Origin of the sequence: Empedobacter sp. 225-1, assembly GCF_030328185.1 — a bacterium.
Taxonomy (GTDB): domain Bacteria; phylum Bacteroidota; class Bacteroidia; order Flavobacteriales; family Weeksellaceae; genus Empedobacter; species Empedobacter stercoris.
Genome location: NZ_JACALO010000020.1, coordinates 13,887 through 29,555 on the forward strand (window position 1 = coordinate 13,887; position 15,669 = coordinate 29,555).

Here is a 15,669-nt window from a genome sequence, read left to right on the forward strand (position 1 = left end):
TTTCAATCAAACATTATTTAGTAGTTTTGCTGTATAACTATGTTTTATGAAAGTTTTGATTATCCAACACAAAATGATTGGCGATGTTTTAATCACTTCATTGTTGTGCGAAAATATCAAAAAAGCTTATCCACACGCAACTATTGATTATCTAATTAATAGTAACACATTACCAGTTTTAGAAAACAATCCTTACATCGATCATAAAATTATTTTTGACGAGAAAGAAAACAAAGGATTAAAGAAATTGATTCGATTTTCTAAAAAAATTAATCAAAATAAATATGACGTTGTCATAGATGCTTATTCAAAACTACAAAGTTGGATAAATGTGTTCATTAACAACGCACCCAAAAAAATATCCTACAAAAAACCAGGTCGAACATTTTTGTATACCGATAATGTGGTCAAACACAACGAACCAAAATCATATCTTGGTTTGGCAATAGAACATCGTTTGTCATTGTTAAAACCTCTTGGTATTGAAACTCCTTTGGCTACGGCACCAACGTTGTACTTAACAGAAGCAGAAATTCAGAACGCGAAATCATTGTTCCTAAAACATGGAGTAGATTCTTCTCGAAAAACAATGATGATTAGTTTGCTTGGCTCTGATCCTTCCAAAACCTTTCCATTGAATAAAATGGCGAAAATGGTTGATTTTATTGGTCAACATTTCAATGTTAATCTATTATTCAATTATTTTCCAAAACAAATAGCTCAAGCCAAAGAAGTTTATAATCAATTGTCTAAAGAAACACAATCAAAAGTTTATTTTGAACTATTGGGTAATGATTTGCGCGAGTTTATTGCGATTACAAATCAATGTGATTTGATTGTAGGAAATGATGGAGGTGCCATAAACATGACAAAAGCGGTAGGAAAAAAATCATTTATTATTTTTTCTCCTTGGATTGATAAAAATGTATGGGCAACTTTTGAAGATGGAATAAATCATACAAGTGTTCATCTGAAAGATTATTTTCCCGAAAAGTTTGCAGATCTAAATAACCGAAGAATAAAAAAACGAGTTGATGAATTCTATTCATTCTTTGATTTTGAATTGTTTAAAGACAAATTACAAAAATTTCTTGATCAGAATGAAATTGAACGACAATTTAAATCAGATAAAAGCGTTGAATTAGAAACTCAAAAAGATTATTCTATAGAATCAATGTCTACTAAAATTACAGCTTTACTAATAACTTATAATGAAGAGAAAAACATCCAACGATATTTAAATCATGTTGGACAATATGCTGAAGAAATAATTATAGTAGATTCTTATAGCACTGATAAAACAGAGGAAATAGCGTTGCAAAATCCTAAAGTAAAATTTGTAAAACGTAAGTTTGATAATTTTACGAGTCAACGAAACTATTCCATTTCACTGGCAAATAACGAATGGGTTACCTTTTTTGATGCCGACGAAGGGATTCCTTCAGAATTGATAAAAGAGATGGTTTCTACTATTAAAAATCAGCCAAAATTTGATGCGTATTATGTTTATAGAAAATTCTTTTTTAGAAATAAACACATCAAATATTCTGGAATGCAAAATGATAAAGTGATACGCTTATTCAGAAAGTCGAAATCGCAGTACAAATCTGAGCGCATGGTACATGAAATAATTGAATGTCAAGGAAATGTTGGTTGTTTTAAGAATAAATTGGATCATTTTACTTATGATAATGAAAAGGAATATCTTGTTAAATTAAATAGCTATTCAAGATTAAGAGCGCAAGAATTAAGAAAAAAAGAACTCAAACCTAATTTTTTTCATTACAAAATAAAACCAGCTTATCGTTTTTTTAATTATTTCGTGATGAGATTTGGTTTTTTAGATGGAAAAGATGGTTATACAATTGCAAAACTACACGCAATTTCTGTTGCGAATCGATACAAATATCTAGACGAAATTTATAGAAATGAGAAGCTATAAAGCGTAGTTCAGCAAAGAAGTTGAAGATTTTATTATACATTTGCGATAGATTATAAAATAACACAATGAAAGCATATGTTTTTCCAGGACAAGGTGCTCAATTCTCTGGAATGGGTAAAGACTTGTACGAAAATTCTGAAATAGCAAAAGAATTATTTGACCAAGCAAACGAAATCTTAGGATTTGATATAAAAATGATCATGTTCGAAGGTTCTGCTGAAGATCTAAAACAAACAAAAGTTACTCAACCAGCAGTATTTTTACATTCTGTAATTTTAGCAAAAACCTTAGCTGATTTTAAACCAGAAATGGTTGCAGGTCATTCTTTAGGTGAAATTTCTGCATTAGTTGCTAATGAAACCTTAGATTTTGAATCGGGATTAAAATTAGTGTACAAACGTGCATTAGCCATGCAAGATGCTTGTGAAGCAAATCCTTCTACAATGGCTGCAATTTTAGGTTTAGAAGATAAAATTGTCGAAGATACTTGTAAAGAAATCGAAGGAGTAGTGGTAGCAGCAAATTACAATTGTCCAGGTCAATTAGTGATTTCTGGAGAGATTGAAGCAGTTAATTTAACTTGTGAAAAATTAAAAGAATTAGGTGCTAAGCGTGCTTTGGTTTTACCTGTTGGTGGAGCTTTTCATTCACCTTTAATGAAATCTGCAGAAGAAGAATTAGCAAAGGCAATTGAGGAAACGACATTCAATACGCCTATTTGTCCAGTTTATCAAAATGTGACAACAACAGCAATTACCGATCCAGCAGCAATTAAGAAAAATTTAATTGCTCAATTAACGGCTCCTGTAAAATGGACTCAATCTGTTCAACAGATGATAGCTGACGGTGCAACTGAGTTTATTGAGGTAGGACCAGGTAACACTTTACAAGGTTTAGTGAAGAAAATTAATAGAGAGGTGTCAACTTCTTCTGCACAAATCTAATAAAAATGAAAACATACCGTTCCAATGGAAAATTATTCCTTATCGGGGAATATATTGTAATAGATGGAGCGAAAGCATTTGCATTGCCCACAAAATATGGGCAATGTTTGTTTGTAGAAGATTCGGCTAAAAATACAAATACGATAAGTTGGAAAGCAACTAAATACGATGACTCGTTATGGTTTGAAGCTGAATTGAGTTTAGATTACTTAGATATTATTTCTTCAACAAATGATCAATTAAGTCAATCTTTGCAAACAATTCTCAAGCAAGCGCAAACATTAAATTCTGATTTTTTTAATTCTAATAAAAGTTATCAATGTTTAACAAAGTTAGAATATCCGCAAGAATGGGGTTTAGGAAGTAGCTCTACTTTAATCGATTTAATTAGTCAATGGATAGATGTTAATCCGTTTGAATTGAATAAGTTGACTTTCAATACAAGTGGTTATGATATCGCTTGTGCACATCATAATAAACCAATTTTGTTTCAGAATCAACCCCGAATAGAGGTGGAAGAATTGGAGCTGAATTGGAATTTTAAAGATAAATTATATTTTGTTTATCTAAATCAAAAACAAGATACACAGGCGGTTGTAGGAAACCATTACAAGAATAAACCAAAAGACTGGCAAATGATTAATGAGCTTTCTGATTTGGTTGTTCAGGCGACAAAGGTTGATAATTTAACAGATTTAGAATCTATTATGGTTGAATATCAAGATCGATTAGGTGCTTTTATGCAAATTCCAAAAGCGAAAGAATTGTATTTCTCGGACTACGAAGGAAGTGTAAAAAGTCTTGGAGCTTGGGGGGGCGATTTTGTTTTGGTTACTTATAGAGAAGGGATGAAAGAGTATTTTAAAGAAAAAGGATATGACACGATTATTCCATTTTCTGAAATGATTCAGAATTCTTAAAATTATTTTTTTAATATTTCTAAAATACAGTATAAAAATAAAGGAGAAACTAAATTATTTCTCCTTTATTATTTATTTAACTTAAACAGTTTTTAGCGAAGTTTAATGTCGCCACCATCTGCCATTAAGGTCTGTCCAGTCATATATTTGCTGTCTTCACTAAGTAAAAAAGCCACGATTGGAGCAACATCACTTTGAGGATCACCAAAACGTCCTAAAGGAATTTTTTCTACTACGTGATTATAATCTTCAGGGAAGTTCTCTTTCCATTTCTCAACTCCAGCTGTTAAGGCAAGAGGACAAACTACATTGACACGAATATTATCAGCAGCCCATTCATTTGCTGCAACACGACTTAACCCTCGAATAGCTTCTTTTGCAGCTGCATAACTTGCTTGAAATCTACTTCCTTGCAAAGCGGCACCAGAACCAAAATTAACGATAGCACCTTCTGATTTCTTTAATTCGTTGTAGGCAGCTTTCATAAAATTAAGGGTGGCTCTAAAACCTGTATCAAACGAAATTGACCAATCATCTTCAGTAAGTTCCATCAATGGTTTTTGTCTCGAAACATGGGCATTATTCACTAAACCCGTAAGTTTACCAAATTTAGTTAAAGCTAATTCAACAGCTTCCTGTGCAACAGCTTCTTGAGAAACATCACCTTTCAAGAAAATCACCTTTCCTTCGTTTTTCTTTTCAATCTCTAACCCAGCTTCTTCATTAACATCAACTGCGATAACAGATGCACCTCTTTTTACAAGTTCACTGGTAATTCCACCACCAATGCCAGCAGCACCACCTGTTACAATAATTATTTGATTGTTTAAATTGTCCATAATTCTTGATTTTTTATTATTTAAATAGTTAAGAGCTTTTAGTAAATTTAAGAAAAAATACAGTATAATATAACTTGTGGGGAAATGTTACTTATTTTTAATTATATAGTAATCATATAAAATACTGCTTGTGTAGCTTAAAACTAAACTTCGATAACTTTATTAGGAATAAAAAAAAAAACTTCGGTGAGCCTGTCCTGAGTTTATGGAAGGGTTCAACAAGCTTTACTTCAATGCATTTTAATATATCTTTTGTCTTCCAGACATGACGAAAGCTTAGTTATTAGCTGATGTTATTCTGTAAATTTTGATTTAAGTGTTTTTTGTTATAAAAATGAAGGACAGAAGTGGACAAAACCTGACCAAAAAAGATGAACAAGATTATATTTTTTATCTGTATTATTTGCCTATTAAGGCTTTTAATTTCTTTTTTCGAGCTTGTTTTCGATGAAATTTAAATTGAAACTCTTCCGTTTTGCTCCACATCGCATTTATTACCTTCTGTTCTGGTTTATGAACGAGTATTGCATATTCTTTCGCCATTATTTCAACCATTTCTTTGTGTGGTGTAAGGCGAGAAAAGTTTTTCATTCTTGTTTCAAAATTCATTGAATCATGAAAATTCATTCGATTCAAATCAACTAAATAAAATTCGTATTGATTATCTCCGATTTGTTTAATTAATGTATTTCCAGGCGAATGATCCAAAAATTCAATTCCAGCTTCGTGTAATTTGAACGTAAAACGAGTAAATTGTTTTAGAATTTCTGTTCTATTTGGCCATTTTTCGTCATGTACCAATTCGCGATAAGTTAAATCCGCATCAACTAATTCACAAAAATAATAACTTTCTCTAAAACTAAGTGTTGATGTATTCTCAATAAACGCAATTGGGTAGGGCGTCAAAAAACCTAAATCGATTAATTTATTCGCATAGTCGTACGAACGTTTTGCTTTTGATTCTCTAAAAAAACGATAGACAAATTTGTTGACAATATTCGGAATTTTGAAAGATTTTATAGTGGCAATTTTTCCCGATTCTAATCTGGTTTTTTTGATAGAATTTCGTGTTCCTTTTGCAATATAATCATCAATCAAATCATAACTGTTTATAATAGATTTGATTTCTTTTGATGTGGTTTGATAATTATTATTTACGACAATTTTTTGTGTCATTTTATAAAATCTTGTAATTAATATAGAATAAAACTATATTTCATTTTAATCTGTCAAAGATATGTTTAATTTTGTTGAAAAGTGTTTTTAATACTATGAATAATTTGAAGAAAGTAGCAGTGGTTATTCCAATTTATAGAGATTTTTTGGATGAATTCGAGAAAAAATCTTTAGAAAGTATTCTTCGTCATTTCAATGATTTTGAAATAATTTTTGCTGCTCCTGAAGGAATGACTATTTCAAGTTATTCTCCTTATTTAAATAGAATAAATCATTACAGTTTTATCTATTTTGGATCTGATTGTTTTAAATCAATCGATGCTTATAATCAATTATTATTAGACGAAAAATTTTACCAAGTATTTACTGCATTTGAATTTATTTTAATTTGCCAGCTAGATGTTTATGTTTTTAAAAATAGTTTAATTGAATGGTGTAATAAAAATTATGATTATGTAGGAGCCCCATGGATTGGTAGTGAACGCAATTTTATAAATTTAACATTCGAAAAAATAAATGAAATAATTCGTTCTTTAAAGGGTAAAAAACTTAAAAATACCGAACGTCTTTTTAAAGTAGGGAATGGAGGTTTTTCTCTGAGAAAAGTGCAAAAATTTGTAGAAATTTCAAAAGAAGAATCCAAACAAATACATTTATTTTTAGATACAAAATCTGACTCAGATTATGATATAGAAGACGTATTTTGGTCGTTATATGTGCCTAAAAAATATCCAAACTTTAAAATTCCTAATTGGAAAGAAGCATTGGATTTCTGTATGGATAGAAAGCCTAAAAAGGCAATGAAATTGAATATAGGACGTTTACCAATGGCTTGTCATAGATTTAACCAACCAATACCTTATCAGTTTTGGAAAAAATTTATAGAATAGTTCCTAATTATAAATTCCTACAATACCTTTGCAAACAAATTTATAAAACAATTAATATGTCAGATATAAACGAAATTGTAGCGAAGCTAAAACAAGGAGAAACAATGCTTTATCCAACGGATACGATTCTTGGATTAGGTTGTGATGCGAAGAATGAAGCTGCAATCGAAAAGATTTATCAGATAAAAAATCGTCCTTCTTCAAAATCATTGATCATTTTGGTTGATTCGCCTAAAATGTTACAAGAAATTGTGGAGGTGCCTGAATTAGCGTGGGATTTGATTGATTTGAATGAAAAACCAATTACCATTATTTACGATAATCCAAAAGGTTTACCTCAGTCATTAATTGCAGAAGACAATACAATTGCTATTCGTTTGACAGAAGACTTGTTTTGTAAAAAAATAATCGGAAAATTAGGTGGGCCAATTGTGTCTACATCTGCTAATTTATCAAGTGAACCTTCGCCAAAAGTCTTTTCAGAAGTGAATCCAACAATTTTAGAACAGGTTGACTTTTATCCCGAAGAAACCAAAACCTTTGTGCCTCAGTTTACTGCGTCAACAATAATTAAATTAGGTCTAGATAACGAAGTAAAAGTTATTAGAGAGTAGTTTTTTATTTCAAAACTTATACTTTTGCAAAATGAAAATCTTAGAAGCCGTATCCAATCCTATTTTTAAAAATGTAGCAGAAGTTGCTGATGAAATTAATCAAGAAACTTATGTTGTAGGAGGATTTGTACGCGATTATTTGTTGAATCGTGGTCAAAAAAAAGACATCGATTTTGTTACTGTTGGAAACGGAATACTATTAGCCAAAGAATTGGCCAAAGCATTAGGAAATACATCACCCGTTTCAGTTTTTAAACGATTTGGAACAGCAATGTTCAAATACAAAGAAATTGATTTAGAATTTGTAGGTGCGCGTAAAGAGAGTTATTCTGAAGATAGCCGTAAACCTCATGTGGAGGATGGTACATTAGAAGATGATCAAAAACGTCGTGATTTTACAATTAATACGCTGGCAATTTCAATGAACAAAGAAAACTTTGGCGAATTGATTGATCCCTTTAATGGAGTAGAAGATTTGAATAACAAAATAATCAAGACTCCATTAGAACCTAATATTACCTATTCTGATGACCCATTGCGTATGATGCGTGCAATTCGTTTTGCTGCACAGTTAGGGTTCGAAATAGAAAAAAAATCTTTTCAGGCAATAATTGATAATGCTGAACGTATTAGTATCGTGTCTTTTGAGCGTGTGATGGATGAGTTTCAGAAAATTATGATGACAGAGAAACCATCTGTTGGATTATTGTTATTGGAACAATCAGGTTTAATGCAACATATTTTACCAGAATTGGTTGCGTTAAAAGGAATTGAAGAAGTAGAAGGACAAAAACATAAAGATAATTTTTACCATACGTTAGAAGTGGTAGATAATATTTCTATACACACCGACAATGTCTGGTTGCGTTGGGCAGCTTTATTGCATGATATTGGAAAAGCAGTTACAAAACGTTTTGATAAGAATGTAGGTTGGACATTTCATTCACACGAATTTGTTGGCTCTAAAATGGTCCTAAAATTATTCAGACGATTAAAATTACCATTAGGACCACAAGTTAAATATGTTCAAAAATTGGTCATGATGAGCTCTCGACCAATTGCAGTTGTAACAGATGACGCAACAGATTCAGCATTGCGCAGATTATTGTTTGATGCAGGAGAAGATTTTGACGATTTAATAACGCTTTGCAAAGCAGACATTACAACAAAAAATGAACGTAAACAAAAACGTTTTAAACAAAATTTTGAAGTTGTAGAACAAAAAATTAAAGATGTTGAAGAACGCGATAGAGTTCGTAATTTTCAACCGCCAATTTCTGGAGAGCAAATCATGGAAATATTTAATATTCAGCCAGGAAAAGAAATTGGAATACTTAAAAATGCCATCAAAGAAGCAATCTTAGAAGGCGAAGTCGAAAATAATTATAATTCTGCCTTAGAATTTGTAATTAATATGGGAAAAGATTTAAATTTGGAACCGAAAAATATTTAGAAAGTGATATATAAAATTCGAGTATTCCTTGATTCAAAAGAGGATGTTTTTAGAGACATAGAAATTAAGGAGAAGCAAACATTATTTACATTGTACAAAGGGATCATAAGTGCCTTTAGTTTACAAGGTGAGGAGTTGGCATCATTCTATGAATTAGATGAAGATGGAAACCAAACAAAAGAAATTCCTTTAGAGGATATGTCTGATGATGGGACAGACGAAACAATGGCAGATTTCTATATCAAAGAAGCTTTTATTAATCAAGGTGATCGTATGGCTTTTGTATATGATTTTATGGAAATGTGGACATTTGTTGCAGAATTAATTTCAGTAGAAGAAAAACCAGCTGTACTTAATTACCCATTAACTGTTTACCGTTTTGGGTCAATGCCTCTTAAAGCGCCTAAAAAAGACATGTTAGTTGATTTAGATGACGAAGATGAGATTGATTTTGCAGAGGATGCTGAATTGAATGATTTACAAATCGACGATGATTTAGACGTAGACGATTTATAAAAAGTAATAAATCGACTTATATATCAAAAAATCTGAATGGAAACATTCAGATTTTTTTTTGTGCTATCTATCAAACGATTGCTGATTATTTTACTTCTTCAACCAACCATTTTTCCGTAACTTGCATCTACTCATAAAAGAAAAACTCTATGAAACAATTCTTGTTTTTACTATTAATTTTAACCAACTCGATGCTTATGGCTCAATCCCCAACGATTGATCAAAAGTGGAAAGAAATTGATCAACAAATGCAGAATGGTCAATTCAAATCTCTCCAACAAAAAATTGATGAATTAAAAACTTTATCAAAAAAGGGGAACAATCAACAAAGTTATTTGAAAGCCTTGTTTTACGAATCAAAAATTAAAGTTGCAACTTCTGATGAAAAAGACGATGTTAACTTCGTTTTTGATTTGTTTAAGAAAGAATTAAACGAAAAATCAAACGTTAATAATGCCATTACCAATTCGTATTTGGCCGATTTGTATCAATTGTATTTCAACGAAAACCGTTGGAAAATCAATAGTCGTACAACTATCGAAAATCAAGCAACAAATGATGTTAGATTTTGGACAGAAGAAACGTTCAATAAAACGATTAATAATTATTTTTCGAAATCAATTCAACCAAAAAATGAATTAATCAATGCAAAATCTCAAGAGTATAAAATGATTTTGAACCTTGCAGATGACAAGAAAAATGCACAAGAACAATTGGATTTAACGCCAACATTGTATGATATTTTAGTCAAAAAATACATCAATTATCTGAATCAAAATGATGAAAAAGACAAAGCAAATCAATTGCTTAATGATTTGGTTCAATTGAATACACAAAAAAATAACGAAAATGCAGTTTTGTACAATGAATTGATTTTAATTGATTCAAAACGTGGTTCGACTTCGGTTCAAGAAATTATTAAACAAAAAGAAATTTTAGCAACTAAATATCCAAAAGCGTGGTATTCATCTTATGTGTACGCAACTTTAGCGACAGATTATTATGGTTTGGAAGAAGATAAATTGGCGAATGTTAAAAAGATATTTGATGTACAGGAAAAGATTGCAAAACAATATCCTAATTCTGAAGAAAAAAGAGTTGTTGACAATTTGGTTTCGAAGATAAAAGCGCAAGAATTAAATGTGTTAGCAGAGAAATATATCAACGATAATCAGAATACGCCCATTCAATTAACGCATAAAAATATAGACAAAGTTTATGTAAAAGTATTGGCTTATAATGCAGGTTTTGATGATAAACAAAAATCGCAAATATTAAATGTTTACAACGAAAATCGAATTACAGAAGCCCAGAATTTTCTAAATAGTCTAAAAGTTGTTGATCATTATACAATTGATGTCAAATCGTTTGAGGATTTTCAAAATCATTCGACAATTGTTAAATTAAATCCACTAAAATCTGGTCGTTATATTGTCCTTTTTTCGAATAATTCTGAATTCAAAATTAACACAAAAGATGACATCGACTATTTAGATATCATGGTTTCTAAATATGCGATTAATTCGTTGAATGATAAACTATCAGTTGTCAATCGCGAAACTGGAAAACCAGAAAGTACTATTTCTGTAGAGTTTTCTAATTTAACAAATTACAATAAAAAGGAATTCAAAACATTGGTTTCTGACAAAAATGGAATGATTCAAATTCCATCTGGTTGGAGAAATTTTCAGTATCGAGTAAAAGATGAGCATACCATTTATTCGACTTATTATTACGATTATGATCGTTATGATGAGGACGACGAAGATTTTTCAGTTCAAATTTTTACTGATCGCGCGATTTATCGTCCTGGGCAAACAGTTTATTTCAAAGGAATTTATTTTACGAACAAAGGAAAAGAACGCCAAGTTTTACCGAAGAAAAAAGTTACAATTTTCTTAGAAGATGTTAATGGGAAAGATATTACAGAAATAGAATTAACAACGAACGAATTTGGTTCTGTAAATGGAAATTTCGTTTTACCTGCCAATGGATTAACAGGAGATTTCAGAATTTATGCAGAAAATGATGATGTAGATGAACTTGGTTCTCATTCATTCAAGGTTGAAGAATATAAACGTCCAAAATTTAAAGTAGAAATTGAGAAAAATAAAGGTGTTTATAGTTTAAATGATAATGTAAAAGTAGAAGGAAAAGCAATTGCTTTCTCGGGAGCAACTATCGATAATGCAAAAGTTTCGTACCGCGTTTATAGACAAGAAATTTTTACATTTTGGCCTTGGTATCGTTCAATTCCAGTTGGTCGTGGCGAACGCGAAGAAATGACATTTGGAGATACAACAACCGACACAGAAGGGAAATTTAACTTTGAGTTTGTAGCAAAACCAGCTTCGGAGAAAAAGAAAGATGAGGTAAGAACCTACAATTATTTTATTGAAGTTAATGCAACGGATATCAATGGAGAAACGCAATCAGAATCTTCTTCTGTTAAAGTTGGTGACACAAGAATGTCTTTAACTATTGCTATTTCTGAGAAAACGAAAGCAGATAAATTAAAATCGTTCAACGTTGAAGTGAAGAATTTGAATGATGAAAAATTAGACGGTAAAGGACATATCGAAATTTATTCGTTAAACGCGCCAAAAGAAATAGTTCGTCGTCAAAAATTTACAACAGATTACAATTTTTATTCGAAAGAAGAATTCAAAAAAATCTTTCCGAATGAACCTTACGGTGACGAAATGAATCCAAAAACATGGACAACAAACCAAAAGGTTTTCGAAAGTGATTTTGATACAAAAATTTCAGATGAAATTAAATTTAATCAAGCTTCAAATTTAGAAGAAGGTTATTATGTCATCAAAGGTTTTGTGATGGATGGAACACAAAAAGTTGAGGTGGATAAATTGATTTATGTTTCGAATGAAAAGAAAGCAAATGAAATTAAAACACTTTTAGCTGTTTCGCCTAATAAATCGACTTATGCTCCAAAAGATGTTGCAAAAATTGAATTTAAATCTGGTTCAAAAGATACGTATGTGTATTATGAAGTAGAAGCGAATCAAACAATTATTGAGAAAGGTTTCTTGGATTTAAGTGAAAAATCAGTGGTAGAAATTCCGATTAAAGAAGAATATCGTGGCGGAATTTATGTGAATTATGCCATGACGAAATTCAATGATGTGCAAACAGGAAGTCTTAATTTGGCAGTTCCGTTTACCAATAAACAACTGAAAGTTACGGCTGAAGTTTTACGTGATAAATTGACGCCAGGTGCAAAAGAAAAATGGCAGTTAAAAATTGAAGGTCCAAACAAAGATAAAGTTTCGGCTGAGGTTTTAGCAAGTATGTATGATGCTTCGTTGGATCAGTTTGCGTCAAATTCGTTAGATTTTAGTGTGTATGATTTTACAAATCCAAGAAGAAATAATCCATTTAATCTATATCAATTTTATATAACAAATCCATCTCGACCAATTTATTATCGTACAAATTATGACTTCTACACGAGAGGATACGCCGGTTTAGATCTTAATTTATTTGATTTTGGATTCAACCAATACCGTATGAATCGTATGATGATGAAATCTGTTGCACCAAATGTAAGAATGAAAGAAGTTTCGGATAATGAAATTCAAGTTGAGGTACAAATGGGTGCTGCTTCTGATGTGGAATTAGATCAAGCTGTTGTTACAGGGTATGGAATTCCTGGTTCAACAAATAATATGACTATTCGTGGAATTTCATCAATGGAAGGAAATGAAAACGCATTGTATGTTGTAGACGGAGTTGTCTACGATAAAGCACCAGAGCTTAATTCAGATGATGTTCAATCAATCAATGTGTTGAAAGGAGAACAAGCAACAGCTTTGTATGGCGCAAGAGGAGTAAATGGAGTTGTGGTGATTACAACAAAAAAAGGCGCAAATACTGCTTTAGACAATGTAAAAGCACGTACAAATCTAAATGAAACAGCCTTCTATTATCCAAACTTAAAAACCGATGCAAAAGGAAATGTAATTATAGAATTTACAACGCCAGAGAGTTTAACAGAATGGAAGTTTATGGCGATTGCACATACACCAGATCTTAAAACAGGTTATTTAGAGCAGAGTGTTCGCACACAAAAAGACTTGATGGTGGTGCCAAATATGCCTCGTTTTTTACGAGAAGGAGATAAAATTTCGGTTTCATCAAAAATCAATAATTTATCAGATAAGATATTGAATGGTTCTGCGAAATTGATGTTGTTTGATGCGTTTACCAATCAACCAATTGATGCACAATTTAAGTTGACAAATGCAGTTCAAAATTTCTCTGTAGCAAAAGGAAGTTCAGACCAAGTGACATGGACAATTGATGTTCCGAAAAATGTTCAAGCAGTTGTTTATCGTGTGGTTGCTTCTGCTGGAGATTTCTCGGATGGAGAAGAATCGGCTTTACCAATTTTAACAAATCGTATGATGGTAACAGAAACGTTACCAATTTACGTCAAAGAAGGTCAAAATAAATCGTTCCAATTTGAGAATATGATCAACAATAAATCGACTTCGTTGGATCATTTCAAATTAACGTTTGAGATGACAACAAATCCAATTTGGTATGCAGTTTTCTCATTGCCATATTTGCGCGAATATCCGTACGAATGTGCTGAGCAAGTGTTCTCGCGTTTATATGGGAATATGATTTCGGAAAAAGTGATTAATTCGAATCCAAAGATTAAAGCTGTTTTTGATGATTGGAACAAAAAGGGTGAATTGAAATCAAAATTACAATTGAACCAAGAATTGAAAAATATCATTTTAGAAGAAACACCTTGGGTAAAAAATGCGGAAAGCGAAGAAGAGCAAATGAAACAAATTGCGGTTTTATTTCAATTGAATCAAATGCAAACGGAAATGAAATCGGCTTTCCAAAAATTATCGGATAAACAACAATCAAATGGAGGTTTTGCTTGGTTTGATGGAGGTCGTCCAAACGAATATATTACAACTCATATCGTTTCAGGATTCGGGAATATGAAGAAAATGGATGTAAACTTCAAAGCATTTGAAATTGATGTAAATCCATTAATCAAAAAAGCAATTCAGTATATTGATAACGAGAATTTAAATCGTTTCAAAGAATTCAAGAAAGATCAAAAATCATTCAAGAATATCGTTTATTCAGACGGTTTACATTATTTATATGCGCGTTCGTTTTTCTTAGAAGATTATCCGATGTTGAAAGATTTAGAAGAAATGAAAAACGCCATGTTAAAGAATTTGAACGATTCAAAATTCGATTTATCGTTGCAACAAAAAGCGATGGCAGCAATTGTAATGAATCGTTTTGGAATGCAATCTGCGGCTAAAATTGTAGTCAATTCAATCAAAGAAAAAGCAGTAGAATCGGATGAAATGGGGATGTATTGGAAAGAAAATCAACCGGGTTGGTTTTGGTATCAAGCACCTGTAGAAACGCAAGCTTTTTTGATTGAAGCATTTGATGAAGTTTCGAAAGATGAAAAATCAGTTGAAGAAATGAAAGTTTGGTTATTGAAAAATCGTCAAACAAATCAGTGGAATTCAACAAAAGCAACGACAAAAGCAGTTTATGCATTAATGAATTTCGGAAAATCATGGATAGATGCTGACAAAGGAATTACTGTAAAAATTGGTAATACAAATTTCGATTTAGACAAAAACTCGCAAGCTGGTTCTGGTTATGTGAAAACTTCTTGGAACAAAGAAGATATTAAACCTGAAATGGGTAAAGTTGAAGTTGTTAAAACATCTCCAGGTGTAGCTTGGGGAGCGATGTATTGGCAATATTTTGAAGATTTGGATAAAATAAAATCTGCTGAAACTGGAATTCAGTTTAATAAGAAATTATTCGTTAAAACAAATTCAGCAAATGGTCCAGTTCTAAAAGAAATTACAACTTCTACTCCGATAAAAGTAGGCGATATTGTAACTGTTCGTTTAGAAATTTCTATCGATCGTAATATGCAATTTGTTCACATCAAAGATATGCGAGCAAGTGGTTTCGAGCCGGTGAATGTGCTTTCTGGATACAAATGGAAAGGTGAATTTGGGTATTATGAAAGTACGCGAGATGCGGCAACTAATTTCTTTTCGGATTATATGCGTAAAGGAACTTATGTTTTTGAGTATGATTTGAAAGCAAATAATGCTGGTAATTTCTCGAATGGAATTACATCAATGCAAAATATGTATGCACCAGAATTGAGTGCGCAAAGCGAAGGGATTCGTGTTGAAATTAAATAATCAATTCAACTATATTTTTAAAAGAGCTGAGAGTAATCTCAGCTCTTTTTTTTCAAAGTACTGTGGAGTCTTATGGAGCTCGACATTCTTTATAAAATTATTATTTTTAAACTTATAAAAACATTTGTTAATACAATAACACATA

10 protein-coding genes are annotated in these 15,669 nt (G+C 31.4%); 8 read left to right on the plus strand and 2 right to left on the minus strand.

Annotation, left to right across the window (positions count from 1 at the left end; all coding sequences use genetic code 11):
• The first annotated feature begins 46 nt into the window (after window positions 1-46).
• The 3 genes from HX088_RS07490 (at window position 47) to HX088_RS07500 (ending at window position 3,806) form a co-directional block, all read left to right on the plus strand.
• On the plus strand, window positions 47-1,942 hold the full coding sequence (locus HX088_RS07490; protein ID WP_286483817.1) for a glycosyltransferase: 1,896 nt from the start codon (window positions 47-49) through the stop codon (window positions 1,940-1,942).
• Between the two features lie 65 nt (window positions 1,943-2,007).
• The gene (gene fabD, locus HX088_RS07495) at window positions 2,008-2,886 is read left to right on the plus strand and encodes an ACP S-malonyltransferase (RefSeq protein WP_286483818.1); all 879 of its coding nucleotides are present in this window, start codon (window positions 2,008-2,010) and stop codon (window positions 2,884-2,886) included.
• A gap of 5 nt (window positions 2,887-2,891) precedes the next feature.
• Window positions 2,892-3,806 (plus strand): GYDIA family GHMP kinase, encoded by a 915-nt coding sequence (locus HX088_RS07500; RefSeq protein ID WP_286483819.1) that lies wholly within the window; start codon window positions 2,892-2,894, stop codon window positions 3,804-3,806.
• A gap of 92 nt (window positions 3,807-3,898) precedes the next feature.
• On the opposite strand, the gene HX088_RS07505 is transcribed toward HX088_RS07500, so the two are convergent.
• Together HX088_RS07505 and HX088_RS07510 are read right to left on the minus strand one after the other, a co-directional pair.
• On the minus strand, window positions 3,899-4,645 hold the full coding sequence (locus HX088_RS07505) for an SDR family NAD(P)-dependent oxidoreductase (RefSeq protein ID WP_286483820.1): 747 nt from the start codon (window positions 4,643-4,645) through the stop codon (window positions 3,899-3,901).
• A gap of 399 nt (window positions 4,646-5,044) precedes the next feature.
• Window positions 5,045-5,821, minus strand: coding sequence for a lipopolysaccharide kinase InaA family protein (locus tag HX088_RS07510; protein WP_188319010.1), 777 nt, complete (start codon window positions 5,819-5,821; stop codon window positions 5,045-5,047).
• Between the two features lie 95 nt (window positions 5,822-5,916).
• Here HX088_RS07510 and HX088_RS07515 point away from each other — a divergent pair, with 95 nt between their 5' ends.
• The 5 genes from HX088_RS07515 to HX088_RS07535 all read left to right on the plus strand — a co-directional run bounded on the left by HX088_RS07515 (window position 5,917) and on the right by HX088_RS07535 (window position 15,524).
• Window positions 5,917-6,711, plus strand: a complete 795-nt coding sequence (locus HX088_RS07515) for a DUF5672 family protein (RefSeq protein ID WP_286483821.1) — start codon at window positions 5,917-5,919, stop codon at window positions 6,709-6,711.
• A gap of 65 nt (window positions 6,712-6,776) precedes the next feature.
• The gene (locus HX088_RS07520) at window positions 6,777-7,325 is read left to right on the plus strand and encodes an L-threonylcarbamoyladenylate synthase (RefSeq protein WP_260544602.1); all 549 of its coding nucleotides are present in this window, start codon (window positions 6,777-6,779) and stop codon (window positions 7,323-7,325) included.
• Window positions 7,326-7,356: 31 nt separating this feature from the next.
• Window positions 7,357-8,778, plus strand: a complete 1,422-nt coding sequence (locus HX088_RS07525) for a CCA tRNA nucleotidyltransferase (RefSeq protein ID WP_260542540.1) — start codon at window positions 7,357-7,359, stop codon at window positions 8,776-8,778.
• Between the two features lie 3 nt (window positions 8,779-8,781).
• Entirely contained in the window at window positions 8,782-9,294 is a 513-nt protein-coding gene (locus HX088_RS07530; RefSeq protein WP_171623319.1) for an IS1096 element passenger TnpR family protein, read from the plus strand.
• Window positions 9,295-9,491: 197 nt separating this feature from the next.
• Window positions 9,492-15,524, plus strand: coding sequence for an alpha-2-macroglobulin family protein (locus HX088_RS07535; RefSeq protein ID WP_286483823.1), 6,033 nt, complete (start codon window positions 9,492-9,494; stop codon window positions 15,522-15,524).
• Window positions 15,525-15,669 lie beyond the last annotated feature (145 nt).

Coding starts and splice junctions, on each gene's coding strand:
- HX088_RS07505 (WP_286483820.1), bottom strand. CDS start 4,645: ATGGACAATTTAAACAATCAAATAATTATTGTAACAGGTGGTGCTGCT.
- HX088_RS07525 (WP_260542540.1), top strand. CDS start 7,357: ATGAAAATCTTAGAAGCCGTATCCAATCCTATTTTTAAAAATGTAGCA.
- HX088_RS07535 (WP_286483823.1), top strand. CDS start 9,492: ATGGCTCAATCCCCAACGATTGATCAAAAGTGGAAAGAAATTGATCAA.
- fabD (WP_286483818.1), top strand. CDS start 2,008: ATGAAAGCATATGTTTTTCCAGGACAAGGTGCTCAATTCTCTGGAATG.
- HX088_RS07515 (WP_286483821.1), top strand. CDS start 5,917: ATGAATAATTTGAAGAAAGTAGCAGTGGTTATTCCAATTTATAGAGAT.
- HX088_RS07510 (WP_188319010.1), bottom strand. CDS start 5,821: ATGACACAAAAAATTGTCGTAAATAATAATTATCAAACCACATCAAAA.
- HX088_RS07500 (WP_286483819.1), top strand. CDS start 2,892: ATGAAAACATACCGTTCCAATGGAAAATTATTCCTTATCGGGGAATAT.
- HX088_RS07490 (WP_286483817.1), top strand. CDS start 47: ATGAAAGTTTTGATTATCCAACACAAAATGATTGGCGATGTTTTAATC.